The following is a 20,150-nucleotide window of genomic DNA, read 5'->3' as shown; positions in this document are numbered from 1 at the left end:
TACGGCTTTCCGCTCGTACGGGTGGACGGACCGGTCGAAATCCCGAGCGAGCCGAAGGACGGTTTCAGCAGGCCCGGGCCGTCGCACCCGGGGCCGTCACGGCCCGGGGCGGGTCGTGACGGGCCGGCCCGGGACCGGTCGTGAGGGGTCGGGTCGGCGTCAGCGGACCTCGGCGGCCAGGTTGGCCAGCACCTGGTCGTGGATCCGGTTCAGGCCCTTCGGGGCGAAGGTCCGCTCGAAGAAGCCGCCGATGCCGGTCGCGCCCCGCCAGGACGCCGTGACGGTGACCTTCGACCGGCCCTCGCCGACCGCCGAGACGGTCCAGGTGATCACCATGGTGGAGTTCGCGTCCCGCTCCACCAGCTGGTCCGGCTGCGGCGCCGAGACGGTGAACAGGCAGTCGCGGATCCGCTTCTCGGTGGCCTGCAGCTTCCAGTGCACCTGGGTGCCCGCGCCCGTGCCGCCGACCCGGACCTCGTACTCGCTGTACTGCTCGGGCAGCAGCTTGGGGCGGGTCACCTGGTAGTCGGCCAGCGCCTCGTACACCCGCTCGGGGGCCGCGTCGTAGACCCGCTCGGTGGTGGCCTGCACCTGTCCCATGGTCGTGCTCTCCTCGTCAGGTCGTCCGGTGTGGTGGAGTCGCCCGGCGCGTGCCGCGGCCGTCCGGTCCGTGTGGTCCCCGGTGGCGCGCGATCGTCCGGGCCACCGGCAAGCCAATCACAGGAGCCCCGCCGCACCGGCCGCCGCCCTGGTCTCCGGGGGCGGGCATTAGGGTGGCAGGTGTGCTCGATCAGGTGACAGCAGTGCGCTACGTCGACCCCCTGCGGGCCGGCGGTTCCGTCCCCGGTGTCGTGGAGACCGACGACCTGGGCACCTACGTGGTCAAGTTCTCCGGGGCCGCGCAGGGCCGCAAGGCGCTGGTGGCCGAGGTGATCGTCGGCGAGCTGGCCCGGCGGCTCGGCCTGCCGGTGCCCGAGCTGCGACTCGTCGACTTCGACCCGGCGGTCGCCGACGGCGAACCGGACGCCGAGATCCAGGACATCCTGCGGTCCAGTCGCGGGATCAACCTCGGCATGGACCTGCTGCCCGGCGCCCGCGACTTCAGGCCCGGCATGATCGACGTCGACCCGGTCCTGGCCGGGCGGGTCGTCTGGCTGGACGCGCTGACCGGCAACGTCGACCGGACCGTGCACAACCCCAACCTGATGGTCTGGCACGGCGCCCTCTGGTTGATCGACAACGGCGCCGCGCTGATCTTCCACCACCGCTGGTCCGCCGCCGCGTCCGCCGTCGGCAAGCGGTACGACCTGAGCGCGCACGCCCTCGGCGGGTACCGGCCGGACGTCCGGCTCGCCGACGAGGAGCTCGGGCCGCTGGTCACCGCCGGACTGCTGGCGGAGGTGCTGGCGCTCGTCCCGGACGAGTGGCTGGCCGGCGAGCCCGGCTTCGACTCGGTGGCGGAGCTGCGCGGCGCCTACGTCGCGCACCTGGCCGCCCGGGCCGCGCGCTCCGCGCAGTGGCTGCCGGAGGGGTTCGCCACGCCCGACCAGCTGCGCGAGACCGAGCAGCGGCGGGCCGCCCGGACCAGGGCCGGCCGGCCCGCCTGGCTCCAGGACGTCCCGGACCTGCACGGCAAGCCCTCGGTGGAGACCGCCTGGGAGCAGCACGTCGAGTGAGCGGCCCGGTGGCGCGCCGGGCCGGACGGCTCGGCACGCCGCCCGGGCGCGGACACGCGGAACGGGGGCGGGACTGGTGTCCCGCCCCCGTCGGGGGTTCAGCGGCCGATCAGCGTGTCAGCTGCTCAGCGCCACCACTGGACCGCCTTCTCGGCGTTGATGATGCCGGCGCCGTAGAAGCCGTTGTCGTCCACGCCGCCCTCACAGGTGGCGGCCCAGACGCCGGTGCCGCCCGGGTTGTACGGGCCCGACGGGCAGGCGTGCGACTCGGCCTGGTTGGTGATCAGCTCGGTGAGCTCCTCCGGGCTGGCCCACGGGAAGGTGCTCGCCAGCAGGGCGAGCACACCGGCGGCGTGCGGCGAGGCCATCGAGGTGCCCTGCATGTAGCCGTAGCCGCCACCCGGGATGGTGGACAGCACGCGGCCGTTCTTGTCCGGGGTGTCCGGGATCTGGTAGATCCGGTCGCCACCGGGGGCGGCGACGGTGACCTTGTTCTTGCCGTAGCTGGAGTAGTACGACTTGTCGCCCTTGACGCCCACCGAGGAGACCGTCACGACGCCGTCCAGCTCGGTCGGCAGGTTGAGGCAGTTCTGGTTGATCGGGCGCTCGGCCGGCGTGGTGTCGTCCGGGCTCGCGACGTCCTTGGTCTTGTGGGCGAGGTCGATGTTCTCGTTGCCCGCCGCGGCGACGTTGAGGACGCCCTTGCGCTGCGAGAACTCGACGGCGCGGCGGACGGCGGTGGTGATCGCCGCCTGGTCCGCGTCCTCCTGGCAGTTGAACATCCACGGGTCGACGAAGTAGCTGTTGTTCGTGACCTCGAACTTGTGCTCACCGGCCCAGACGAAGCCGCAGATGGCGTACTCCGGGTAGATGAAGCCGCCGTCGTCGACGACCTTGACCGCGGCCAGCTTGACGTTCGGGGCGATGCCCTCGATGCCCTTGCCGTTCTTGGCGGCGGCGATGGTGCCGGCCACGTGGGTGCCGTGGGCGCCGTCCACGCCGGGCTGCCAGGCGTCCCAGGCGGTGTTCGGCTTGCCGCCGTCGATGCAGGAGACCGACTTCGAGGCGTCGACGTTCGCGGCGAGGTCCTCGTGGGTGCCGTCGATGCCGGAGTCCAGGACGCCGACGGTGACGTTGCGGCTGCCCAGGGACAGCTTGTGGGCCTTGTCGACACCGATCTGACGCATGTCCCACTGGTTGGCCCAGTAGGGCTCCTCGCCGGCGGCGGGAGCGGCGGTCGGCGCGGCGGCGACCTCCGCGGTCCGGTCCTCGGAGGCCGTGATGCCCTTGGTGCGGCTGGCACCGACCGACTCGACGCCCTTGGCCTTGCGCAGCTTCGCGGCGAACTGGGTGTCGGTCGAGCGGGCGATCACCACGCCGATCTGCTCGTAGGAGTACACGACGGAGCCGCCGAGGGTCTTGACCGCGGTCTCGACCTTCTGCACCTGGCCGTGGTTGGCCTTGGTGTTGACGACGTAGCTGAGCAGCGGACCGGTCGTCGACTCCGCACCGGCGGCGAAGGCGGTGCCGGCCGGCAGCGCGAGGGCGCCGGCGGTGGCGAGGACGACGCCCACCGCCGCGAACCGGGTCCGGCTGATCCGAGGAACACTCATAGGGGTTGGCCCTCCCGAGTCGTCATGCAACTGCGGTTGGCAGGTGCACTGGAATGATCGGGACGCTAGTGAACATGTGTCGTAATCCGCAAGGGGTAGTCATCTAATCGACACCGTTCGGTCACTTGCGAAGGTTGCGGCTCCGGGGCGAGCGACACCTCGTCAATCCATACGGTGAATAACCGGCCTTCGTGCCCGCACCGGATCCGTGTGACGAAGGATTCTGTTCGAACAACCGTCACGGGCCGCCGCGGACTGGCATGATCCATCGGGTCCTGATCGACACCACGGGAGAGCTCGGCACAGCCATGTCCGTCGACCCCCCGGGCGGCGGGCGCGGTCACCCCTGCCCCGGGCTCCGCCCGTCCGGGACCGGCGCGACGGACCTCACGCCCTGCCGGCCGCTCAGAGCGCGTACAGCCGTCGGGCGTTGCCGGCGGCCACCCGGCGGGTGAGGCGCTCGGCGTCGGCCGCGGTGCAGGCGCCGTCGGCCCGCCAGCCGTCCAGCAGGGTGCCCAGGCCGTGCCGGAACTGGGCCGCGCCGACCAGGTACAGCTCCGGCAGGCCGTAGGCGTCGGTGGAGAACAGCAGCTTGCCGAACGGCGCCAGCTCCAGCATCTCCCCGAGCACCGTCGCCACCCGGGGGCCGACGTAGGAGGCGGTCAGCCCGAGGTCGGTGTGGACGAGCGGGAAGACGTGCGCCAGCCACGCGGCCTGCCGGTGGTACGGGTAGCCGTGCAGCAGGACCAGCGGGACACCCGTCGGCTCGGCGGCCCGGACGAAGCCCGCCAGCAGCGACGGGTCGGCCCGGTGCAGGGTGAGGTCCGGATCACCGAAGCCGGTGTGGAGCTGGAGCGGCAGACCGAGGTCGGCGCAGACGTCCACCGCCGTCCAGAGCAGGTGGTGCAGCAGCACCCGGTCGGTCAGCCGGCCGCCCCCGGCCCGCAGCCGCTCCCCCGCGGCCGCCGCCACCTCGGCCGGACCGGGGCGTTCGGCGGGCACCTCCAGGCCGGTCCGGTAGGCCAGCACGGACTTCACGGCGACCGCGCCGGACGCCGCCGCGGCCAGCGCCTCGCGCACCGACCGCGCCCAGTCCCCCGCCGGGCCCGCGACGGCCTCGGCGATCCGCTCCAGCCGGACCACCTCACGGACCCGGACGCCGGCCGCCTCGGCGAACGCGTCGAGCGGCAGCAGGGGACGGCCTGCGGCGGCGGTCAGCCCGGTGTCGACCAGGCAGGTCTCCAGCCCGGCCGCCGCCAGCAGCCGGCGTGTCGCCTCCGGCGCGCCCAGCTCCCGCCGGCGGGCCAGGTACTCCTCGGCCGGGGCGTGCGCGGGCAGCCCGAGCGCGGGCGGACACCAGCGGCGGACGGCGAGGCCGAGCGCGCTGTCGAACGGCGAGGTGCCGGGCGCGGGCGGGCGGTCGGACTCGGTGAGCAGCCCCGCCAGGTCCTCGTCGGCGAGCTCGGCCGTCAGCACGCTGTGGCAGTGGTGGTCGACCAGCGCGGGGACGTCCGGCGGGGGCACCGTCAGTACCGCCAGCGGGTCGCCGCCACCAGCTGCTCGGGGGTGGCGCCCGCGTACTGCTCGCTCTCGGCCAGACGGACCGCCAGCACCGCCTCGTACAGCGGCTCGCCGAGCGCCTCCCGGAGCACCGCCGACCGCCGGTAGGCGGCGAGCGCCTCGGCCGGTTCGGCGGGGAGCCTGGGGACCGTGCCGGGCTCGGCCTGCGCCGGGTCACCGGTGACCTCCGGCGGCAGCGTGAGCCCCCGGTCGAGGCCGGCGAGGCCCGCGGCGAGCACCCCGCCGAGCGCCAGGTAGGGGTTGGCGGTGGCGTCGAAGCACTTGATCTCGGCGTTGGCGGCGGTGGAGCGCTCGCCGGTGGAACCGGTCACCAGCCGGAGCGCCGCCTCCCGGTTCTCCAGGCCCCAGCACCGGTAGGCACCGGCCCAGTGCGAGGGGACCAGCCGCAGGTAGCCGGCCGGGCTGGAGGAGCCGAGCACCAGCAGCTCGGGCAGCGCGCCGAGCACCCCGGCGAGGAAGCCCTCGGCCTCGGCGGTCAGCCCGTGCGGGCCCGACCCGCCGCGGGCGAGGTTGCGGCCGTCCCGCCAGAGGCTGAGGTGGAGGTGGCCGCCGTTGCCGACCGAGCCGGCCTCGACCACCGGGGCGAAGGAGACCCGCAGTCCGTGCCGGGCCGAGACGGCGCGGACGGTCTGCCGGACCAGGACCGAGGTGTCGGCGGCCTCGACCAGGCCCTCGGGGGCGACCGAGACCTCGAACTGGCCGGCCGCGTACTCGGGGTGGATCTGGAGCACGGTCAGCCCCTGCGCGGCGAGGGCGCGGAGCAGCTCGCGCAGGTACCCGGAGAGGTCGGTGAGCCGCTGCAGGCCGTACGCGGCGCCGGCCGTCGGGTACCGGGGCTCCTCCTCCGGCGGGCCGGCCAGCGCGACGACCCACTCGATCTCGATCCCGGCCTTCAGACCCAGGCCGCGCTCGGCCGCCGCCGCGACCGCCCGGCGGGCGAAGAGCCGCTGACAGCCCGGGTGCGGGGCGCCGCCCTGGGTGTACCGGTCACCCGGTGCCCAGGCCCAGCCGGGCTGGGCGGCGAGCGGGACGAGCCGGTCGACGTCGGGGTAGAGCCGCAGGTCCCCGGTGGGGCCGCCGGTCAGCGGGCTGGAGACGATGGTGTCGTCGGCCAGGAAGACGTCGAAGCAGGGCGCCGTGCCGACGCCCCACTGCGCGGCGTGCACCAGGCCGGTCAACGGCACGGCCTTGACCCGCGCGATGCCGGCGTTGTCCACCCAGGTGACGGCCACCGCGTCGACGTCGGCGGCCCGCAGCCGCTCGACCGCGGCCCGGGCGCGCTCCCCGCGCTCCGCCCGGTCGGCCCTCGGCGGCAGCGCGACGCCGGCCGGCCGGCCGGCGTCCTCGACGGTGGGCTCCTGCTCGGCGGCGGGCTCGCCACGACCCGCGGTCACGGTTCCGGTGCTCATGCCCCCATGCTGCCCGGCCCCACCACCTCGCGTAATTCCCCTATCGGGTGGTCCGAACGGACGTCCGTCCCCTCCGTCACCCGTTCCGGCGACGCGGTCCCGGCGGCGAAATACCGGCTCCCACCCCCTTCCTACCGGCGAGTAGCTCGGTTACAGTGTCGGCACGCATCACCGCCGGGCTTCGGGAGCCGCACCGGCGGGGGCGTCGACCGGCGCGCGGGACCGCGCGGACCGGACGGCACCGGAACGGTGTGTTCACCCACCGGCCGTTTTCGCGGATCGCGGACGAAGGCCGGGGTTTCCCTCCTTTTCTCTTCTCTGCTTCAGAGTCGCTTCCTTCACGCCGAGCGCCTGAGTACCACGGCACACCCGCAGCACCGCCGGAGCGGACCGGCGGCTGCGCGGTGGCCGCAACCGTCATCTCCCCAGCCCCCGCGCGCGGACCCCCCTCCGTCGGCGCGTCCGCCGGAGCGCGCGCGGGCTTCCCATGACAAGGAGTCAGGACAGATGGAGCGTCCCTTTCCCACGGTCGCCGTGGTCGGCCTCGGCACGATGGGTGCCGGCGTCGCGGTCGCCGTCGCCAGGAGCGGCCGCCGGGTGATCGGCATCGAAGCCGACGAGGAGCAGGCCGCCCGGGCACTGGCCCGGATCCAGGAGGCCACGGCGTACGCGGTGACCCGCGAGCGGCTCACCCCCGAGGAGCGCACCGCGCTGCTCGACCTGATCTCGGTGGGCCACGCGCTGGAGGCCGCCGCCGACGCCGACCTGGTCGTCGAGGAGGTGCCCGAGCAACTGGAGCTGAAGCGGGAGCTCTTCGCCGAGCTGGACCGGATCTGCCCGCCGGAGACGGTGCTGGCCACCGGGACCACCGCGCTCTCGGTGACCCGGATCGCCGCCGCCACGGCCCGCCCGGAGCGGGTGCTCGGCCTGCACTTCTTCAACCCGGTGCACACCATGAAGCTGGTCGAGGTGGTCCGCACCGTGCTCACCTCCCCGCAGGTGGCCGAGGACGCCGCCGGGTTCGCCCGGGACCTCGGCAAGGAGCCGGTGGCCGCCGGCGACCGGGCCGGCTTCGTGGTCAACGGCCTGCTCTTCGCGTACCTGAACCAGGCCGCCGCGATGTACGAGTCCAAGTACGCCACCCGGGAGGACATCGACGCCGCGATGCGGCTCGGCTGCGGTCTGCCGATGGGCCCGCTGGCGCTGCTCGACCTGATCGGCGTGGACACCGCCCGGACCGTCCTGGAGGCCATGTACGAGCAGTCCCGGGACCGGCTGCACGCCCCCGCGCCGATCCTCGGCCAGCTGGTCTCGGCGGGCCTGCTGGGCCGCAAGAGCGGCCGCGGCTTCTACACCTACGCGGCGCCCGGCTCCTCCAGGCCGGTCGACGCGGCCGACGGTCCGGCGCTGCCGAAGGTGCCGGGCCGGACGGTCCGCACGGTCGGCGTCTGCGGTTCGGGGACGATGGCCACCGGCATCGCCGAGGTGTTCGCCAAGGCGGGCCGCCCGGTGCTGCTGGCCGCCCGCAGCCAGGAGAAGGCGGACAAGGCCAAGGCGCAGCTGGCGCGGTCGCTGGAGCGTTCGGTGACCCGGGGCCGGCTGAGCGCGGAGCAGCGGGACGCGGCGCTCGCGCTGGTCACGCCGGTCGGGCAGTACGGCGAGCTGGCCGAGGTGGACCTGGTGGTCGAGGCGGTGGCCGAGGACCTGGCGGTCAAGCGCGAGCTGTTCGCCACCCTGGACGAGATCGTCAAGCCGGGTGCGGTGCTCGCCACCACCACCTCCTCGCTGCCGGTGATCAGCTGCGCCTCGGCCACCTCCCGGCCGCAGGACGTGATCGGGATGCACTTCTTCAACCCGGCGCCGGCCATGAAGCTGGTCGAGGTGGTGTCCACGGTGCTGACCGCGCCGGACGTCACCGCGACCGTGCTGGAGCTGTGCGCCGAGGTGCGCAAGCACCCGGTGGAGTGCGGGGACCGGGCCGGGTTCATCGTGAACGCGCTGCTCTTCCCCTACCTGAACGACGCGGTGCGGATGCTGCAGGAGCACTACGCGACGGTGGACGACATCGACACCGCGATGAAGCTGGGCTGCGGCTACCCGATGGGCCCGTTCGAGCTGCTGGACGTGGTCGGCCTGGACGTCTCGCTGACCATCGAGCAGGTCCTGCACCAGGAGTTCCGCGAGCCGGGCCTGGCGGCTGCTCCGCTGCTGGAGCACCTGGTGGCGGCCGGCTGTCTGGGCCGCAAGACCGGCCGCGGCTTCCGCGACCACGCACGCCGGTGACCACACAGCCGTCCTACGGGCAGCCCGGACAGCCCGGGCACCCGCCGCCCGGACCGGACCGGTCCGCCTGGGGGCAGGGGGCCGTCTCCGGCCGCTGGCCCAGACCGGCCGTGACCGGCCCGGTCGCCCCCGTGCGCCGGGGAAGGCCCCCTGCTCCGGCCCCCGGGACGTGTAGCGTTCCGGCCATGGATCGGGTTCAGGCAGTCTCCCCGCAGCAGTCCGTCCTCCCGCGCGACGCCCGGGCGGCCGGCCCGGCGGGGCAGGAGGGGGGCCCGGGCAGCCGCCGGGCGGCGGCGCAGCGGCAGCAGATGCGCCAGGACCTGGCCACCGCCGCCATGGAGCTGTTCGCCTCGCAGGGCTACGAGGAGACCACCGTCGACCAGATCGCGGCGGCGGCCGGGGTGGCCCGGCGGACCTTCTTCCGCTACTTCCGGTCCAAGGAGGAGGCGATCTTCCCGGACCACGACGACACCCTGGTCCGGGTGGCCGACCTGCTGGCCAGCGCCGAGCCCGAGGAGCACCCGCTGGACGTGGTCTGCCGGGGCATCAAGGAGGTGCTGCGGATGTACGCCTCCACCCCCGCGGTCTCGGTGGCCCGGTACCAGTTGATCCGTCAGGTGCCCGCGCTGCGCGAGCGGGAGATCGCGGTGGTGGCGCGGTACGAGCGGCTGTTCACCCGGTACCTGCTGGGCCGGTTCGACCCCGGCGAGGAGATCCCGGCGGGCTGGCAGCGCGGCGGCGAGGACGACTCGATGCTGGCCGAGGTGTCGGCGGCGGCCGTCGTCGCGGCCCACAACCACGTGTTGCGGCGCTGGCTGAGGGCCGGCGGCCGGGGCGACGTGGAGGCGCAGCTGGACCACTCGTTCGAGGTGACCCGGCGGACCTTCTGGGCGTCCAACGCGCCGGGCGCGCGCCGGCGCGGGGCCCTGGTGGCACCCGGTGCCAGCGGGGTGGGGTCGGAGGCGGCCGTCGCCAGCGCACTGAGTGCCAGCCCCGGCGGTGAGGTCCTCATCACAGTGGCCCGCACCGACGCCCCGCTGGAGGTGGTGGTGGACTCGATCAGAGCCGCCCTGGAAGGCGCCCGGCGGGTCTGAGGTCGATAGTTTCCGCAGGTCAACGAGGTAATTGAGGGCCCGTACCGACACGTCGGTACGGGCCCTCCCCATGCCCGCCGAGTGACATGTGAACGCCGGTGCGGCGCGCCGGAAATTCGTGACACCCGGTGTCTTTACGAGTGGCACAGGGTGCCACTACCTTGTTACCAACCAGTCGCGGCGCCGCGGCTCCCCACCTCGGTGCGCCGTCGTACCGGCGTTCCCACACCCCGGGAACGACGCCCTGAAGGCCAGGCCCGCAGGCCGGCCCGCCAGCCACGTTCCACCCACCACCCAACCCAGCGAAGCCGGTGTCCGCGCCCGGCTCCCCCAGACGCCCTGTGCCCTCACACAGGTACGCCTTCGGAGGCAGCCATGAAGGAAATCCTCGACGCGATCCTCAGCCCCGACAGCACCCCGGCGGACTTCGCCGCCCTGGCGCTGCCGGAGTCCTACCGAGCGGTGACGCTCCACAAGGACGAGGAGCAGATGTTCGCGGGCCTCGACAGCCGCGACAAGGACCCTCGCAAGTCACTCCACCTCGACGACGTCGCGCTGCCCGAGCTGGGCCCGGGCGAGGCCCTGGTCGCCGTCATGGCGAGCGCCGTGAACTACAACACGGTGTGGAGCTCGATCTTCGAGCCGGTCTCCACCTTCGGCTTCCTGGAGCGCTACGGCCGGCTCTCGCCGCTCACCAAGCGCCACGACCTGCCGTACCACGTGCTCGGTTCGGACCTCGCCGGAGTGGTGCTGCGCACCGGTGCCGGGGTCAACGCCTGGAAGCCCGGCGACGAGGTCGTCGCGCACTGCCTCTCGGTCGAGCTGGAGTCCTCCGACGGCCACAACGACACGATGATGGACCCGGAGCAGCGGATCTGGGGCTTCGAGACCAACTTCGGCGGCCTGGCCCAGCTGGCGCTGGTGAAGACCAACCAGCTGATGCCCAAGCCGGCCCACCTGACCTGGGAGGAGGCCGCCTCCCCCGGCCTGGTCAACTCCACCGCCTACCGCCAGCTGGTCTCGCGGAACGGCGCGGGCATGAAGCAGGGCGACAACGTGCTGATCTGGGGCGCCAGCGGCGGCCTCGGCTCGTACGCCACCCAGTACGCCCTGGCCGGCGGCGCCACCCCGATCTGCGTGGTCTCCAGCGACCAGAAGGCCGAGATCTGCCGGGCGATGGGCGCCGAGGCGATCATCGACCGCTCCGCCGAGGGCTACCGGTTCTGGAAGGACGAGCAGACCCAGGACCCGCGCGAGTGGAAGCGCCTGGGCGGGCGGATCCGCGAGCTGACCGGCGGCGAGGACGTCGACATCGTCTTCGAGCACCCGGGCCGCGAGACCTTCGGCGCCTCGGTGTACGTCACCCGCAAGGGCGGCACCATCGTCACCTGCGCCTCCACCTCCGGCTTCATGCACCAGTACGACAACCGCTACCTGTGGATGTCGCTCAAGCGGATCGTCGGCTCGCACTTCGCCAACTACCGGGAGGCCTGGGAGGCCAACCGCCTGGTGGCCAAGGGCAAGATCCACCCGACGGTCTCCAAGGTGTACTCGCTCGACCAGACCGGCCAGGCCTCGCTGGACGTCCACCAGAACAAGCACCAGGGCAAGGTCGGCGTGCTCTGCCTGGCCCCGCAGGAGGGCCTGGGCGTGCGCGACGCCGAACTGCGCGAGAAGCACCTGCCGGCCATCAACCGCTTCAGGAACGTCTGATGACTGCCCGGGCGGGCGGGCCGGAGGGCGCGCCGACGGCGGCGGCGGGCGGGCGCGTGCCGCGCGACCGGCCGTGGCTGATGCGCACGTACGCCGGCCACTCGACCGCGAGCGACTCCAACGCGCTCTACCGGAAGAACCTCGCCAAGGGGCAGACCGGTCTCTCCGTCGCCTTCGACCTGCCGACCCAGACCGGCTACGACTCCGACCACATCCTCGCCCGCGGCGAGGTCGGCCGGGTCGGCGTGCCGGTGGGTCACGTCGGCGACATGCGGGCCCTGTTCGACGGGATCCCGCTCGAACAGACCAACACCTCGATGACGATCAACGCCACCGCGATGTGGCTGTTGGCGCTCTACCAGGTGGTCGCCGAGGAGCAGGGCGCCGACATCGCCAAGCTCACCGGCACCACCCAGAACGACATCGTCAAGGAGTACCTGTCGCGCGGGACGCACGTCTTCCCGCCCGGGCCGTCGGTGCGCCTGATCACCGACATGATCGCCTACACCGTCGGGAACATCCCGAAGTGGAACCCGATCAACATCTGCAGCTACCACCTCCAGGAGGCCGGGGCCACCCCCGTCCAGGAGATCGCCTACGCGATGTGCACGGCGATCGAGGTGCTGGACGCCGTCCGCGACTCCGGCCAGGTGCCGGCCGAGCGGATGGGCGAGGTGGTCGCCCGGATCTCCTTCTTCGTGAACGCCGGCGTGCGGTTCGTCGAGGAGATGTGCAAGATGCGCGCCTTCGGCCGGCTCTGGGAGAAGGTCACCCGGGAGCGGTACGGCATCGAGGACGCCAAGCAGCGCCGGTTCCGCTACGGCGTCCAGGTCAACTCGCTCGGCCTGACCGAGGCCCAGCCGGAGAACAACGTCCAGCGGATCGTGCTGGAGATGCTCGCCGTCACGCTCTCCAAGGACGCCCGCGCCCGCGCCGTCCAGCTGCCCGCCTGGAACGAGGCGCTCGGCCTGCCCCGCCCCTGGGACCAGCAGTGGTCGCTGCGGATCCAGCAGGTGCTCGCCTACGAGTCCGACCTGCTGGAGTACGGGGACATCTTCAACGGCTCCGAGGTGATCGAGGCCAAGACCGCCGACCTGCTGGCCGGCGCCGAGGCCGAGATCGCCAAGGTGCTGGAGATGGGCGGGGTCATCCCGGCCGTCGAGTCCGGCTACCTCAAGTCCAACCTGGTCGCCTCGCACGCCGCCCGCCGGGCCCGGATCGAGTCCGGCGAGGACCGGATCATCGGGGTGAACTGCTTCGACACGACCGAGGAGAGCCCGCTCACGGCCGACCTCGACACCGCGATCATGGTCGTCGACCCGGCCTCCGAGCAGTCCGTGCTCAACGCCCTGGAGGCCTGGCGCGGGCAGCGCGACGAGCCCGCGGCACTGCGGGCCCTGGAGGACCTCAAGACCGTCGCCGCCACCGGCGACAACCTGATGCCGGCCACCCTGGTCTGTGCCCGCGCCGGGGTCACCACCGGCGAGTGGGCGTTCGCCCTGCGCGAGGTCTTCGGCGAGTACCGCGCCCCCACCGGCGTCGGCGGCGCCCCGGTCGCGGTGACCGCCGAACCCGGCGGCGAACTGGCCGCGGTCCGCGAGGCGGTCGCCGCGACCGCCGCCGAACTGGGCGCCGGAAAGCTGCGCCTGCTGGTCGGCAAGCCCGGCCTGGACGGGCACTCCAACGGCGCCGAGCAGATCGCCGTCCGGGCCCGCGACGCCGGGTTCGAGGTGGTCTACCAGGGCATCCGGCTCACCCCGGAGCAGATCGTCTCGGCGGCCGTCGCCGAGGACGTGCACTGCGTGGGCCTGTCCATCCTCTCCGGTGCCCATTCCGAGCTGGTGCCCGACGTCCTGCACCGGCTCCGCCGGGCCGGGGTGGAGGATGTCCCGGTGATCGTGGGTGGCATCATCCCGGCAGCGGACGGCGAGGCCCTCAAGGCCGCCGGCATCGCCGCCGTGTTCACCCCGAAGGACTTCGGCATCACGACCATCATCGGCCGGATCGTGGACGAGATCCGGCTGGCCAACAGGCTCCAGCCCTGGACGTCCTGCACCGCCGCGTCCAGCAGCTGACCCCGGAAGGAACCGACCACCCCTCATGAGCACTCCCGCCGCCCCCCACCGTCTGCGCCCCCGCCGCTCCTGCCTGGCCGTGCCCGGCTCCAACCCGCGGTTCCTGGAGAAGGCCCAGGGCCTCGACGCCGACCAGGTCTTCCTCGACCTGGAGGACGCCTGCGCCCCGCTGGTCAAGGAGAGCGCCCGGCACACCATCGTCGACGCCCTGAACAACGGCGACTGGGGCACGAAGACCAAGGTCGTCCGGGTCAACGACTGGACCACCCACTGGACCTACCGCGACGTGATCACCGTGGTCGAGGGCGCCGGCCCCAACCTCGACTGCATCATGCTGCCGAAGGTCCAGGACGCCGAGCAGGTCAGGGCGCTCGACCTGCTGCTCACCCAGATCGAGAAGACCATGGGCTTCGAGGTCGGCAGGATCGGCATCGAGGCGCAGATCGAGAACGCCAAGGGCCTGATCAACGTCGACGCGATCGCCGAGTCCTCGCCCCGGCTGGAGACCATCATCTTCGGCCCGGCCGACTTCATGGCCTCGATCAACATGAAGTCCCTGGTGGTCGGCGAGCAGCCGCCCGGCTACCCGGCCGACGCCTACCACTACATCCTGATGCGCATCCTGATGGCCGCACGCGCCAACGACCTCCAGGCGATCGACGGCCCGTACCTCCAGATCCGCAACCAGGAGGGCTACCGCGAGGTGGCCGGCCGCGCCGCCGCCCTCGGCTTCGACGGCAAGTGGGTGCTCCACCCGGACCAGGTCGCCGCCGCCAACGAGCTCTTCTCGCCCTCCCAGGAGGACTACGACCACGCCGAGCTGATCCTCGACGCCTACGACTGGTGCACCTCCGAGGCGGGCGGCGCCAAGGGTTCGGCGATGCTCGGCGACGAGATGATCGACGAGGCCAGCCGCAAGATGGCGCTGGTCATCGCCGGCAAGGGCCGGGCCGCGGGCTTCCGCCGCACCTCCAAGTTCGAGCCCCCGCAGGCCTGAGACCGGTAAGGAACCATCGATCATGCAGTTCGGACGCACCTACGAGGAGTTCGAGGTCGGCGCGGTCTACAAGCACTGGCCCGGCAAGACGGTCACCGAGTACGACGACCACCTCTTCTGCCTCCTCACCATGAACCACCACCCGCTCCACCTGGACGCCCACTACGCCGAGCACACCACCGACTTCGGCCGGAACGTCGTCGTGGGCAACTACGTCTACTCGCTGCTGCTCGGCATGTCCGTCCCGGACGTCTCCGGCAAGGCGATCGCCAACCTGGAGATCGAGTCGCTGCGGCACGTCGCGCCGACCTTCCACGGCGACACGATCTACGGCGAGACCACCGTGCTCGACAAGTGGCCGTCCAAGTCCAAGGACGACCGCGGCATCGTGTACGTCGAGACCAAGGGCTACAAGCAGGACGGCACGGTCGTCTGCCTCTTCCGCCGCAAGGTGATGGTCCCGACCGCGACCTACACCACCGCGCGCGGCGGGGAGCAGCCCGGCCGCCCCACCCCGTCGGCCTGAGCACGGCCCGCCCCAAGGACCCCGGACGGGCCGGCCGCCGTCATCGGCCGTGGCCCCACCCGGTACACGGGGGCTCCGCGGAAGTCACGCCCGCGGAGCCCCCGTACCCCCACCCTCTTCTTCTTCAGGCATGACAGGAGCCGCACGATGGGACGCCTCGCACAGACCGACGGCCTCACCGAGATCCAGCGGGACATCCTCGCCACCGTGCGCGAGTTCGTCGACAAGGAGATCATCCCGGTCGCGACCGAGCTGGAGCACAAGGACGAGTACCCGACCGCGATCGTCGAGGGCATGAAGCAGCTCGGGCTCTTCGGCCTGACCATCCCCGAGGAGTACGGCGGCCTCGGGGAGTCGCTGCTCACCTACGCCCTGGTGGTCGAGGAGATCGCCCGCGGCTGGATGTCGGTCTCCGGCATCGTCAACACGCACTTCATCGTGGCGCACATGATCAACGCGCACGGCACCCAGGAGCAGAAGGACTACTTCCTGCCGAAGATGGCGGCCGGCGAGATCCGCGGCGCCTTCTCGATGTCCGAGCCGGGCCTCGGCTCCGACGTCGCCGCGATCTCCACCAAGGGCGTCCGGGACGGCGACTTCTACGTCCTCAACGGCCAGAAGATGTGGCTGACCAACGGCGGCACGTCCACCCTGGTCGCGGTGCTCTGCAAGACCGACGAGGGCGGCTCCACCCCGTACCGGAACATGACCACCTTCCTGATCGAGAAGACGGCGGGATTCGGCCCGAACCCGACCGTCCCCGGCCTCACGGTGCCCGGGAAGATCGAGAAGATGGGCTACAAGGGCGTCGACACCACCGAGCTGGTCCTCCAGGACGTCCGGATCCCGGCCGACCGGGTCCTCGGCGGCGTCCCGGGCAAGGGCTTCTACCAGATGATGGACGGCGTCGAGGTCGGCCGGGTCAACGTGGCCGCGCGCGGCTGCGGCGTCGCGCGGCGCGCCTTCGAGCTGGGCATCACCTACGCCCAGCAGCGGAGCACCTTCGGCAAGAAGATCGCCGAGCACCAGGCGATCCAGTTCAAGCTCGCCGAGATGGCCACCAAGGTCGAGGCCGCGCACCAGATGATGGTGATGGCCGCCCGCAAGAAGGACGGCGGCGAGCGGAACGACCTGGAGGCCGGCATGGCCAAGTACCTCGCCTCCGAGTACTGCAAGGAGGTCGTCGAGGACTCCTTCCGCATCCACGGCGGCTACGGCTTCTCCAAGGAGTACGAGATCGAGCGGCTCTACCGGGAGGCCCCGATGCTGCTGATCGGTGAAGGTACTGCGGAGATCCAGAAGATGATCGTCGGGCGCCGGCTGCTGGAGGAGTACCGCATCGCGGAGTGAACCCGACCCGTTCCGTCGTACCCGACCCGTGCCGCGTGACCTGCGGCACGCCGGGCGGACGGTCCGAGGACGGCCGGTCGACGGGCGTGCGGGCCCGTCCCGGCACCGGGCCGTGCACCGGTCCCGCGCCTGGTCCGCCCGGGCCCGGCACGGCCCTCGGGGCGGCCCCGGGGCGTACGACTGCCGTCACGCGCCCCGGGGCCGCTCCGGCATGCCCTGCCGGACACTCTGCTGAGACAAGTGTCACCAGCTCTGCCCGGTCCCTTGGGAACCGGACGGGGGCGAGCTACGGTCGTATACACAGAGGCGCACCGGCGCCTCCAGCAGGACACATGAACGAGCAGGCGGGTTGCCCACCCACCGTGTGCTCCCGATAGCATCCACCGGGACAGCAGACGTCCCTCTATTACCCGATCCCGCGGTGGCCCCCGTCCAGCGGCCATGATCCCCCGCGACAAAGGTTTTCGATGCCCATCAGCCCGTCCCCTCACACCTCCGTCACGGACCGCGATGCCCTCGCAGCTCCGGCGGCCGGTCGGCGACCCCGCGTGACCATCGCGCGCGGAGCCACCCCCTGGTTCGTCCCCACCCTCGCCACGGCCGCCGTGACCACCGCCCTCACCCGGCGCAACGGCACGTGGGCCCTGGCGGCGGTGCCCGCCTGTGCGCTCGGCGCCGGCATGCTGTGGTTCTTCCGCGACCCCGAGCGTGAGATCGGCACGGGCAGAGTGATCTCCCCCGCCGACGGCGTGGTTCAGAGCATCGACGCGTGGCCGGACGGCCGCACCCGCGTCGCGATCTTCATGAGCCCGCTCAACGTCCACGTCAACCGCGCACCGCTGCCCGGCACGGTGACCTCCGTGGAGCACGTGCCCGGCGGCTTCGTCCCCGCCTTCAACAAGGACAGCGACCAGAACGAGCGGGTCGTCTGGCACTTCGACACCGAGCTCGGCGACATCGAGATGGTGCAGATCGCGGGGGCCGTGGCCCGTCGCATCGTGCCGTACGTCGACGCCGGTACCAAGGTCGAGCAGGGCGAGCGGATCGGTCTGATCCGCTTCGGCTCCCGGGTCGACACCTACCTGCCGGCCGGCGTCGAGGTCGGCGTCGAGGTCGGCCAGAAGACCACAGCCGGGGTGACGCGCCTTGACCGTGACTGATCCTGAAACGATCGTCGGCCTGGACGACGAGGAGACGGCGCTGCGCCGCCGCCGCTGGGCACGCGACCGCGAGCTGCGTGCTCCGCGTTCGCCGCAGCACCTCTCCACCGCCGACTTCCTGACCCTGGGGAACGCCGTCTGCGGCTTCCTGGCGATCTACTCGATCACCACCGGGGTGCTCGTCCCGCACATCACCAACCCGGGCGCCGCGCCGGACAAGCACAGTGCCGCCACCGCGGTGACGCTGCTGCTGATCGGCTCGATGTGCGACCTCTTCGACGGGCTGGTGGCGCGCAAGCTGCGCTCCTCCGCCCTCGGGGCGGAACTCGACAACCTGGCCGACCTGATCAGCTTCGGCATCGCGCCGGCCTACTTCGTCGCCGTCTGGGGCATGGTCTCGCCGGGCTCCAACAGCCGGCTCTCGGCGCTGATCGCGCTGACCGTGCTGCTCGCGGTGGTGCTGCGGCTCGCCCGCTTCTCCGCCGTGAAGATGCGACCCGGGGTGTTCCAGGGCATGCCCTGCCCGATGGGTGCGATGACGGTGATCGCCATCGTGCTGCTCGACCCGCCGTTCCTGCCCGGTCTGCTCGCCATCTTCGGCGTGGCGTACCTGATGGTCAGCCGGATCGAGTACCCGAAGCCGCAGGGGCTGCTGGCCACCGCGACGCTCTGCTGGATCGTGCTCTCCATCGGCTGCCTGGCGGCCTGGGCGACCGGCCTGAAGGGCGGCGACTACCTGCTGCACATCGGCGCGTTCGGCCAGATCGCGCTGGCCGCGATGGCCCCGCTGCTGGTCATCCGCCGCAAGGTGGGCCAGAAGGTCGGGGACGTGCGGGCACGCCGCGCGGAGTCCCGGATCGGCTGACGACCGACGAGACGCATGACGAAGGGCCCGGATCCCCCAGGGATCCGGGCCCTTCGTCATGTCGTGCGCCGCGCCGGGGGATCCCGGGCGGACCGCTCAGGCGCCGCCGCGGTGGACGCTGAAGGCCGAACGGCGCGCCGCGCGGGCCACCGCCGGGTCCGGGTGGACGCCGGAGACGGCGGTCAGCACCGAGGCCGCCCGCGGGTGTCCGGACTGCCGGGCCCGGGCGAACAGTCGCACCGGGTCACCGGCCGAGGCGCCCTCGACGTGGCCGACCAGCAGCTCCGTCTCCCCGTGGTCCAGCACGGCGGCGGCGGTGTCCACCCAGAGCCAGGCGGCGTCCTCCGCCCCCAGCACGTCGGCCGGCGAGACCCCCTCGTCCGAGCGCTCGGCGAGCCAGAGGAGCGCGTACGGGCGCAGCACCGGCTCGTCGACGGCGGCCCGGACGGCCTGCTCGGCGGTGGACCCGGCGACCCGGAGCGCCTCGAAGGCCAGGCCGCGGACCAGCGCGTCCTCGCCCTGCGCCGCCTCCAGCAGCTCGGCCACCGCCCGGTCGGCCGGGCGGGCCGCCAGCCAGGCGCGGTACTCGGCGCGGGCCGGGCCCGGCGAGTAGTCGGCGCAGGCGCTCAGCAGTTCCGGCGCGCTCTGCTCGATGTGGCCGGCGGCGGTCTGCGCGACGGTGCAGATCTCCTCCAGCTTGGCCCGCACCGCCCAGTGTCCGAGCGGCGACAGGTCGGCGGCGTTGTCCCGGCGGACCAGGGCGCCGACGGCGGCGAGGCCGTCCAGCATCCAGTCGAGGACGGCCGCCACGTCGGCGGGCGAGGCCGGGGTGTCGATCTGCGGCTCGCGGCAGGTGCCGCGGACCGCGGAGATCGCCGAGGCCGCGTGCGGGACGGGCGAGAGGCCGAAGGTGCTCTCGCCACCGCCGACCCGGCGCTCGTCCAGACCGCGCCGGAGCAGCTCCAGCAGCTCCATGTCGGCGACCGGGCCGTCCACCAGGTGCAGGAAGGAGAGCAGTTGCGGGGCCTGGTCGACGGCCTGCCCGGCGAGCACCGCGAAGACGCCGCGCAGGGCGGCGGGCGGGACCGGCGCGAGCAGGGTCCAGGCGTCGAACAGTGCCGACCAGCCGCGGACCACCGCCTCGTCGTCGTGCTCCCAGGCGTGCAGGCGCCAGCCGGGGACGGCGCCGCCGTCCCTGGCCTCGACCAGGCCGACCAGCAGCGCCTGGCCCCAGGCCTTGGCCGCGGCGCCCACCGTCATGGCGAGGGCGCGGCCGGCGGCCCGGGCGTCGTCGGGGAGCAGCTCGCCGCGCTTGTCGACCTCGTCGAGGTCGCCGGCCCAACGGGCGATCCGGACGGCGTCGACCAGCATGCGGCGGGCCAGCGGGGCGAGTTCGGCGGGTGCGGGGAAGCCCTCCGGCACGGGGACCCGGCCGCGGCCGGGTGCGGGGGCCGGGCCTCGTCGGCGGGGTACGCCGGAGGTCCCCGGCCTGGCGCCGGCGGGGCGGTGGGCAGTTCCGGGGAGACGGGTCACCGTCGCACCGGTACCGATCGTCGGCGGGAGCGGGGCATCACGGTCGCGCGGGTTCCGAGACGTCACGTCGAGCAGTCTTCCCCTTGTACCGGCCATCTGTCACATCCGGTTGCACGCGCGGGCCGGGCGGCGGGCGCGGGGCCTCCACAAGATCGGGCAACAGAGGCCAAACCGACTGGCTTGATCTTAGTGGCGGGTCCATGCCACTCGTGACCGGGGGAGGGAGGGAAGGGGAAGCGGGGAGGAAAGGGAGAGGGGAAGCGGCCGCGGCGACG

At 72.8% G+C, this 20,150-nt stretch carries 15 protein-coding genes; 10 read left to right on the top strand and 5 right to left on the bottom strand.

Annotated elements, in window-relative coordinates:
• Nucleotides 1–159: 159 nt before the first annotated feature.
• Nucleotides 160–600: an SRPBCC family protein gene (locus ABZY91_RS11465; protein WP_329883411.1), complete on the bottom strand. Its 441-nt coding sequence runs from the start codon at nt 598–600 to the stop codon at nt 160–162.
• Between the two features lie 182 nt (nt 601–782).
• Here ABZY91_RS11465 and ABZY91_RS11460 point away from each other — a divergent pair, with 182 nt between their 5' ends.
• Entirely contained in the window at nt 783–1,676 is an 894-nt protein-coding gene (locus ABZY91_RS11460) for a HipA family kinase (protein WP_329949576.1), read from the top strand.
• A 125-nt stretch (nt 1,677–1,801) separates the two neighbouring features.
• Here ABZY91_RS11460 and ABZY91_RS11455 read toward each other — a convergent pair whose 3' ends face one another.
• From ABZY91_RS11455 to ABZY91_RS11445, 3 genes are all read right to left on the bottom strand, one after another.
• Entirely contained in the window at nt 1,802–3,289 is a 1,488-nt protein-coding gene (locus tag ABZY91_RS11455; protein WP_329883409.1) for a S8 family serine peptidase, read from the bottom strand.
• 405 nt (nt 3,290–3,694) lie between these two features.
• Complete coding sequence (locus ABZY91_RS11450; protein WP_355401641.1) at nt 3,695–4,813, bottom strand: amidohydrolase family protein; 1,119 nt, start codon at nt 4,811–4,813, stop codon at nt 3,695–3,697.
• A gap of 2 nt (nt 4,814–4,815) precedes the next feature.
• A complete protein-coding gene (locus ABZY91_RS11445) occupies nt 4,816–6,279 on the bottom strand; it encodes a glutamine synthetase family protein (protein ID WP_355401639.1) in 1,464 nt (487 codons plus the stop codon).
• Between the two features lie 507 nt (nt 6,280–6,786).
• Here ABZY91_RS11445 and ABZY91_RS11440 point away from each other — a divergent pair.
• The 9 genes from ABZY91_RS11440 to ABZY91_RS11400 all read left to right on the top strand — a co-directional run bounded on the left by ABZY91_RS11440 (nt 6,787) and on the right by ABZY91_RS11400 (nt 18,342).
• On the top strand, nt 6,787–8,562 hold the full coding sequence (locus ABZY91_RS11440) for a 3-hydroxybutyryl-CoA dehydrogenase (RefSeq protein ID WP_355401637.1): 1,776 nt from the start codon (nt 6,787–6,789) through the stop codon (nt 8,560–8,562).
• Between the two features lie 185 nt (nt 8,563–8,747).
• The gene (locus ABZY91_RS11435) at nt 8,748–9,656 is read left to right on the top strand and encodes a TetR family transcriptional regulator (protein ID WP_355401636.1); all 909 of its coding nucleotides are present in this window, start codon (nt 8,748–8,750) and stop codon (nt 9,654–9,656) included.
• A gap of 375 nt (nt 9,657–10,031) precedes the next feature.
• Nucleotides 10,032–11,369 (top strand): crotonyl-CoA carboxylase/reductase, encoded by a 1,338-nt coding sequence (ccrA, locus tag ABZY91_RS11430; RefSeq protein WP_355401634.1) that lies wholly within the window; start codon nt 10,032–10,034, stop codon nt 11,367–11,369.
• The gene (locus ABZY91_RS11425) at nt 11,369–13,444 is read left to right on the top strand and encodes a protein meaA (RefSeq protein WP_355401632.1); all 2,076 of its coding nucleotides are present in this window, start codon (nt 11,369–11,371) and stop codon (nt 13,442–13,444) included. The genes ccrA and ABZY91_RS11425 overlap by 1 nt, the downstream gene beginning before the upstream one ends.
• Before the next feature lie 25 nt (nt 13,445–13,469).
• Nucleotides 13,470–14,441: a CoA ester lyase gene (locus ABZY91_RS11420; RefSeq protein ID WP_329949570.1), complete on the top strand. Its 972-nt coding sequence runs from the start codon at nt 13,470–13,472 to the stop codon at nt 14,439–14,441.
• 22 nt (nt 14,442–14,463) lie between these two features.
• Complete coding sequence (locus ABZY91_RS11415) at nt 14,464–14,967, top strand: MaoC family dehydratase (RefSeq protein ID WP_329883401.1); 504 nt, start codon at nt 14,464–14,466, stop codon at nt 14,965–14,967.
• Nucleotides 14,968–15,114: 147 nt separating this feature from the next.
• Nucleotides 15,115–16,317, top strand: a complete 1,203-nt coding sequence (locus ABZY91_RS11410) for an acyl-CoA dehydrogenase family protein (RefSeq protein ID WP_355401629.1) — start codon at nt 15,115–15,117, stop codon at nt 16,315–16,317.
• A 467-nt stretch (nt 16,318–16,784) separates the two neighbouring features.
• Nucleotides 16,785–17,477, top strand: coding sequence for a phosphatidylserine decarboxylase (locus ABZY91_RS11405; RefSeq protein WP_329883399.1), 693 nt, complete (start codon nt 16,785–16,787; stop codon nt 17,475–17,477).
• A 40-nt stretch (nt 17,478–17,517) separates the two neighbouring features.
• Nucleotides 17,518–18,342 (top strand): CDP-alcohol phosphatidyltransferase family protein, encoded by an 825-nt coding sequence (locus ABZY91_RS11400; RefSeq protein WP_329883463.1) that lies wholly within the window; start codon nt 17,518–17,520, stop codon nt 18,340–18,342.
• 96 nt (nt 18,343–18,438) lie between these two features.
• On the opposite strand, the gene ABZY91_RS11395 is transcribed toward ABZY91_RS11400, so the two are convergent.
• Complete coding sequence (locus tag ABZY91_RS11395) at nt 18,439–19,941, bottom strand: hypothetical protein (RefSeq protein ID WP_329883398.1); 1,503 nt, start codon at nt 19,939–19,941, stop codon at nt 18,439–18,441.
• Nucleotides 19,942–20,150 lie beyond the last annotated feature (209 nt).

The organism is Kitasatospora sp. NPDC002965, from assembly GCF_040611255.1.
In the GTDB taxonomy this organism is placed as follows: Bacteria; Actinomycetota; Actinomycetes; order Streptomycetales; family Streptomycetaceae; genus Kitasatospora.
This window is presented reverse-complemented; position numbering and strand designations above follow the sequence as displayed.

Excerpts from the sequence above, each read along its gene's own strand:
- ABZY91_RS11415 (WP_329883401.1), top strand. The coding sequence starts at position 14,464 with ATGCAGTTCGGACGCACCTACGAGGAGTTCGAGGTCGGCGCGGTCTAC.
- ABZY91_RS11425 (WP_355401632.1), top strand. The coding sequence starts at position 11,369 with ATGACTGCCCGGGCGGGCGGGCCGGAGGGCGCGCCGACGGCGGCGGCG.
- ABZY91_RS11455 (WP_329883409.1), bottom strand. The coding sequence starts at position 3,289 with ATGAGTGTTCCTCGGATCAGCCGGACCCGGTTCGCGGCGGTGGGCGTC.
- ABZY91_RS11445 (WP_355401639.1), bottom strand. The coding sequence starts at position 6,279 with ATGAGCACCGGAACCGTGACCGCGGGTCGTGGCGAGCCCGCCGCCGAG.
- ABZY91_RS11440 (WP_355401637.1), top strand. The coding sequence starts at position 6,787 with ATGGAGCGTCCCTTTCCCACGGTCGCCGTGGTCGGCCTCGGCACGATG.
- ABZY91_RS11410 (WP_355401629.1), top strand. The coding sequence starts at position 15,115 with ATGGGACGCCTCGCACAGACCGACGGCCTCACCGAGATCCAGCGGGAC.
- ABZY91_RS11465 (WP_329883411.1), bottom strand. The coding sequence starts at position 600 with ATGGGACAGGTGCAGGCCACCACCGAGCGGGTCTACGACGCGGCCCCC.
- ABZY91_RS11435 (WP_355401636.1), top strand. The coding sequence starts at position 8,748 with ATGGATCGGGTTCAGGCAGTCTCCCCGCAGCAGTCCGTCCTCCCGCGC.
- ABZY91_RS11420 (WP_329949570.1), top strand. The coding sequence starts at position 13,470 with ATGAGCACTCCCGCCGCCCCCCACCGTCTGCGCCCCCGCCGCTCCTGC.
- ABZY91_RS11405 (WP_329883399.1), top strand. The coding sequence starts at position 16,785 with ATGCCCATCAGCCCGTCCCCTCACACCTCCGTCACGGACCGCGATGCC.
- ccrA (WP_355401634.1), top strand. The coding sequence starts at position 10,032 with ATGAAGGAAATCCTCGACGCGATCCTCAGCCCCGACAGCACCCCGGCG.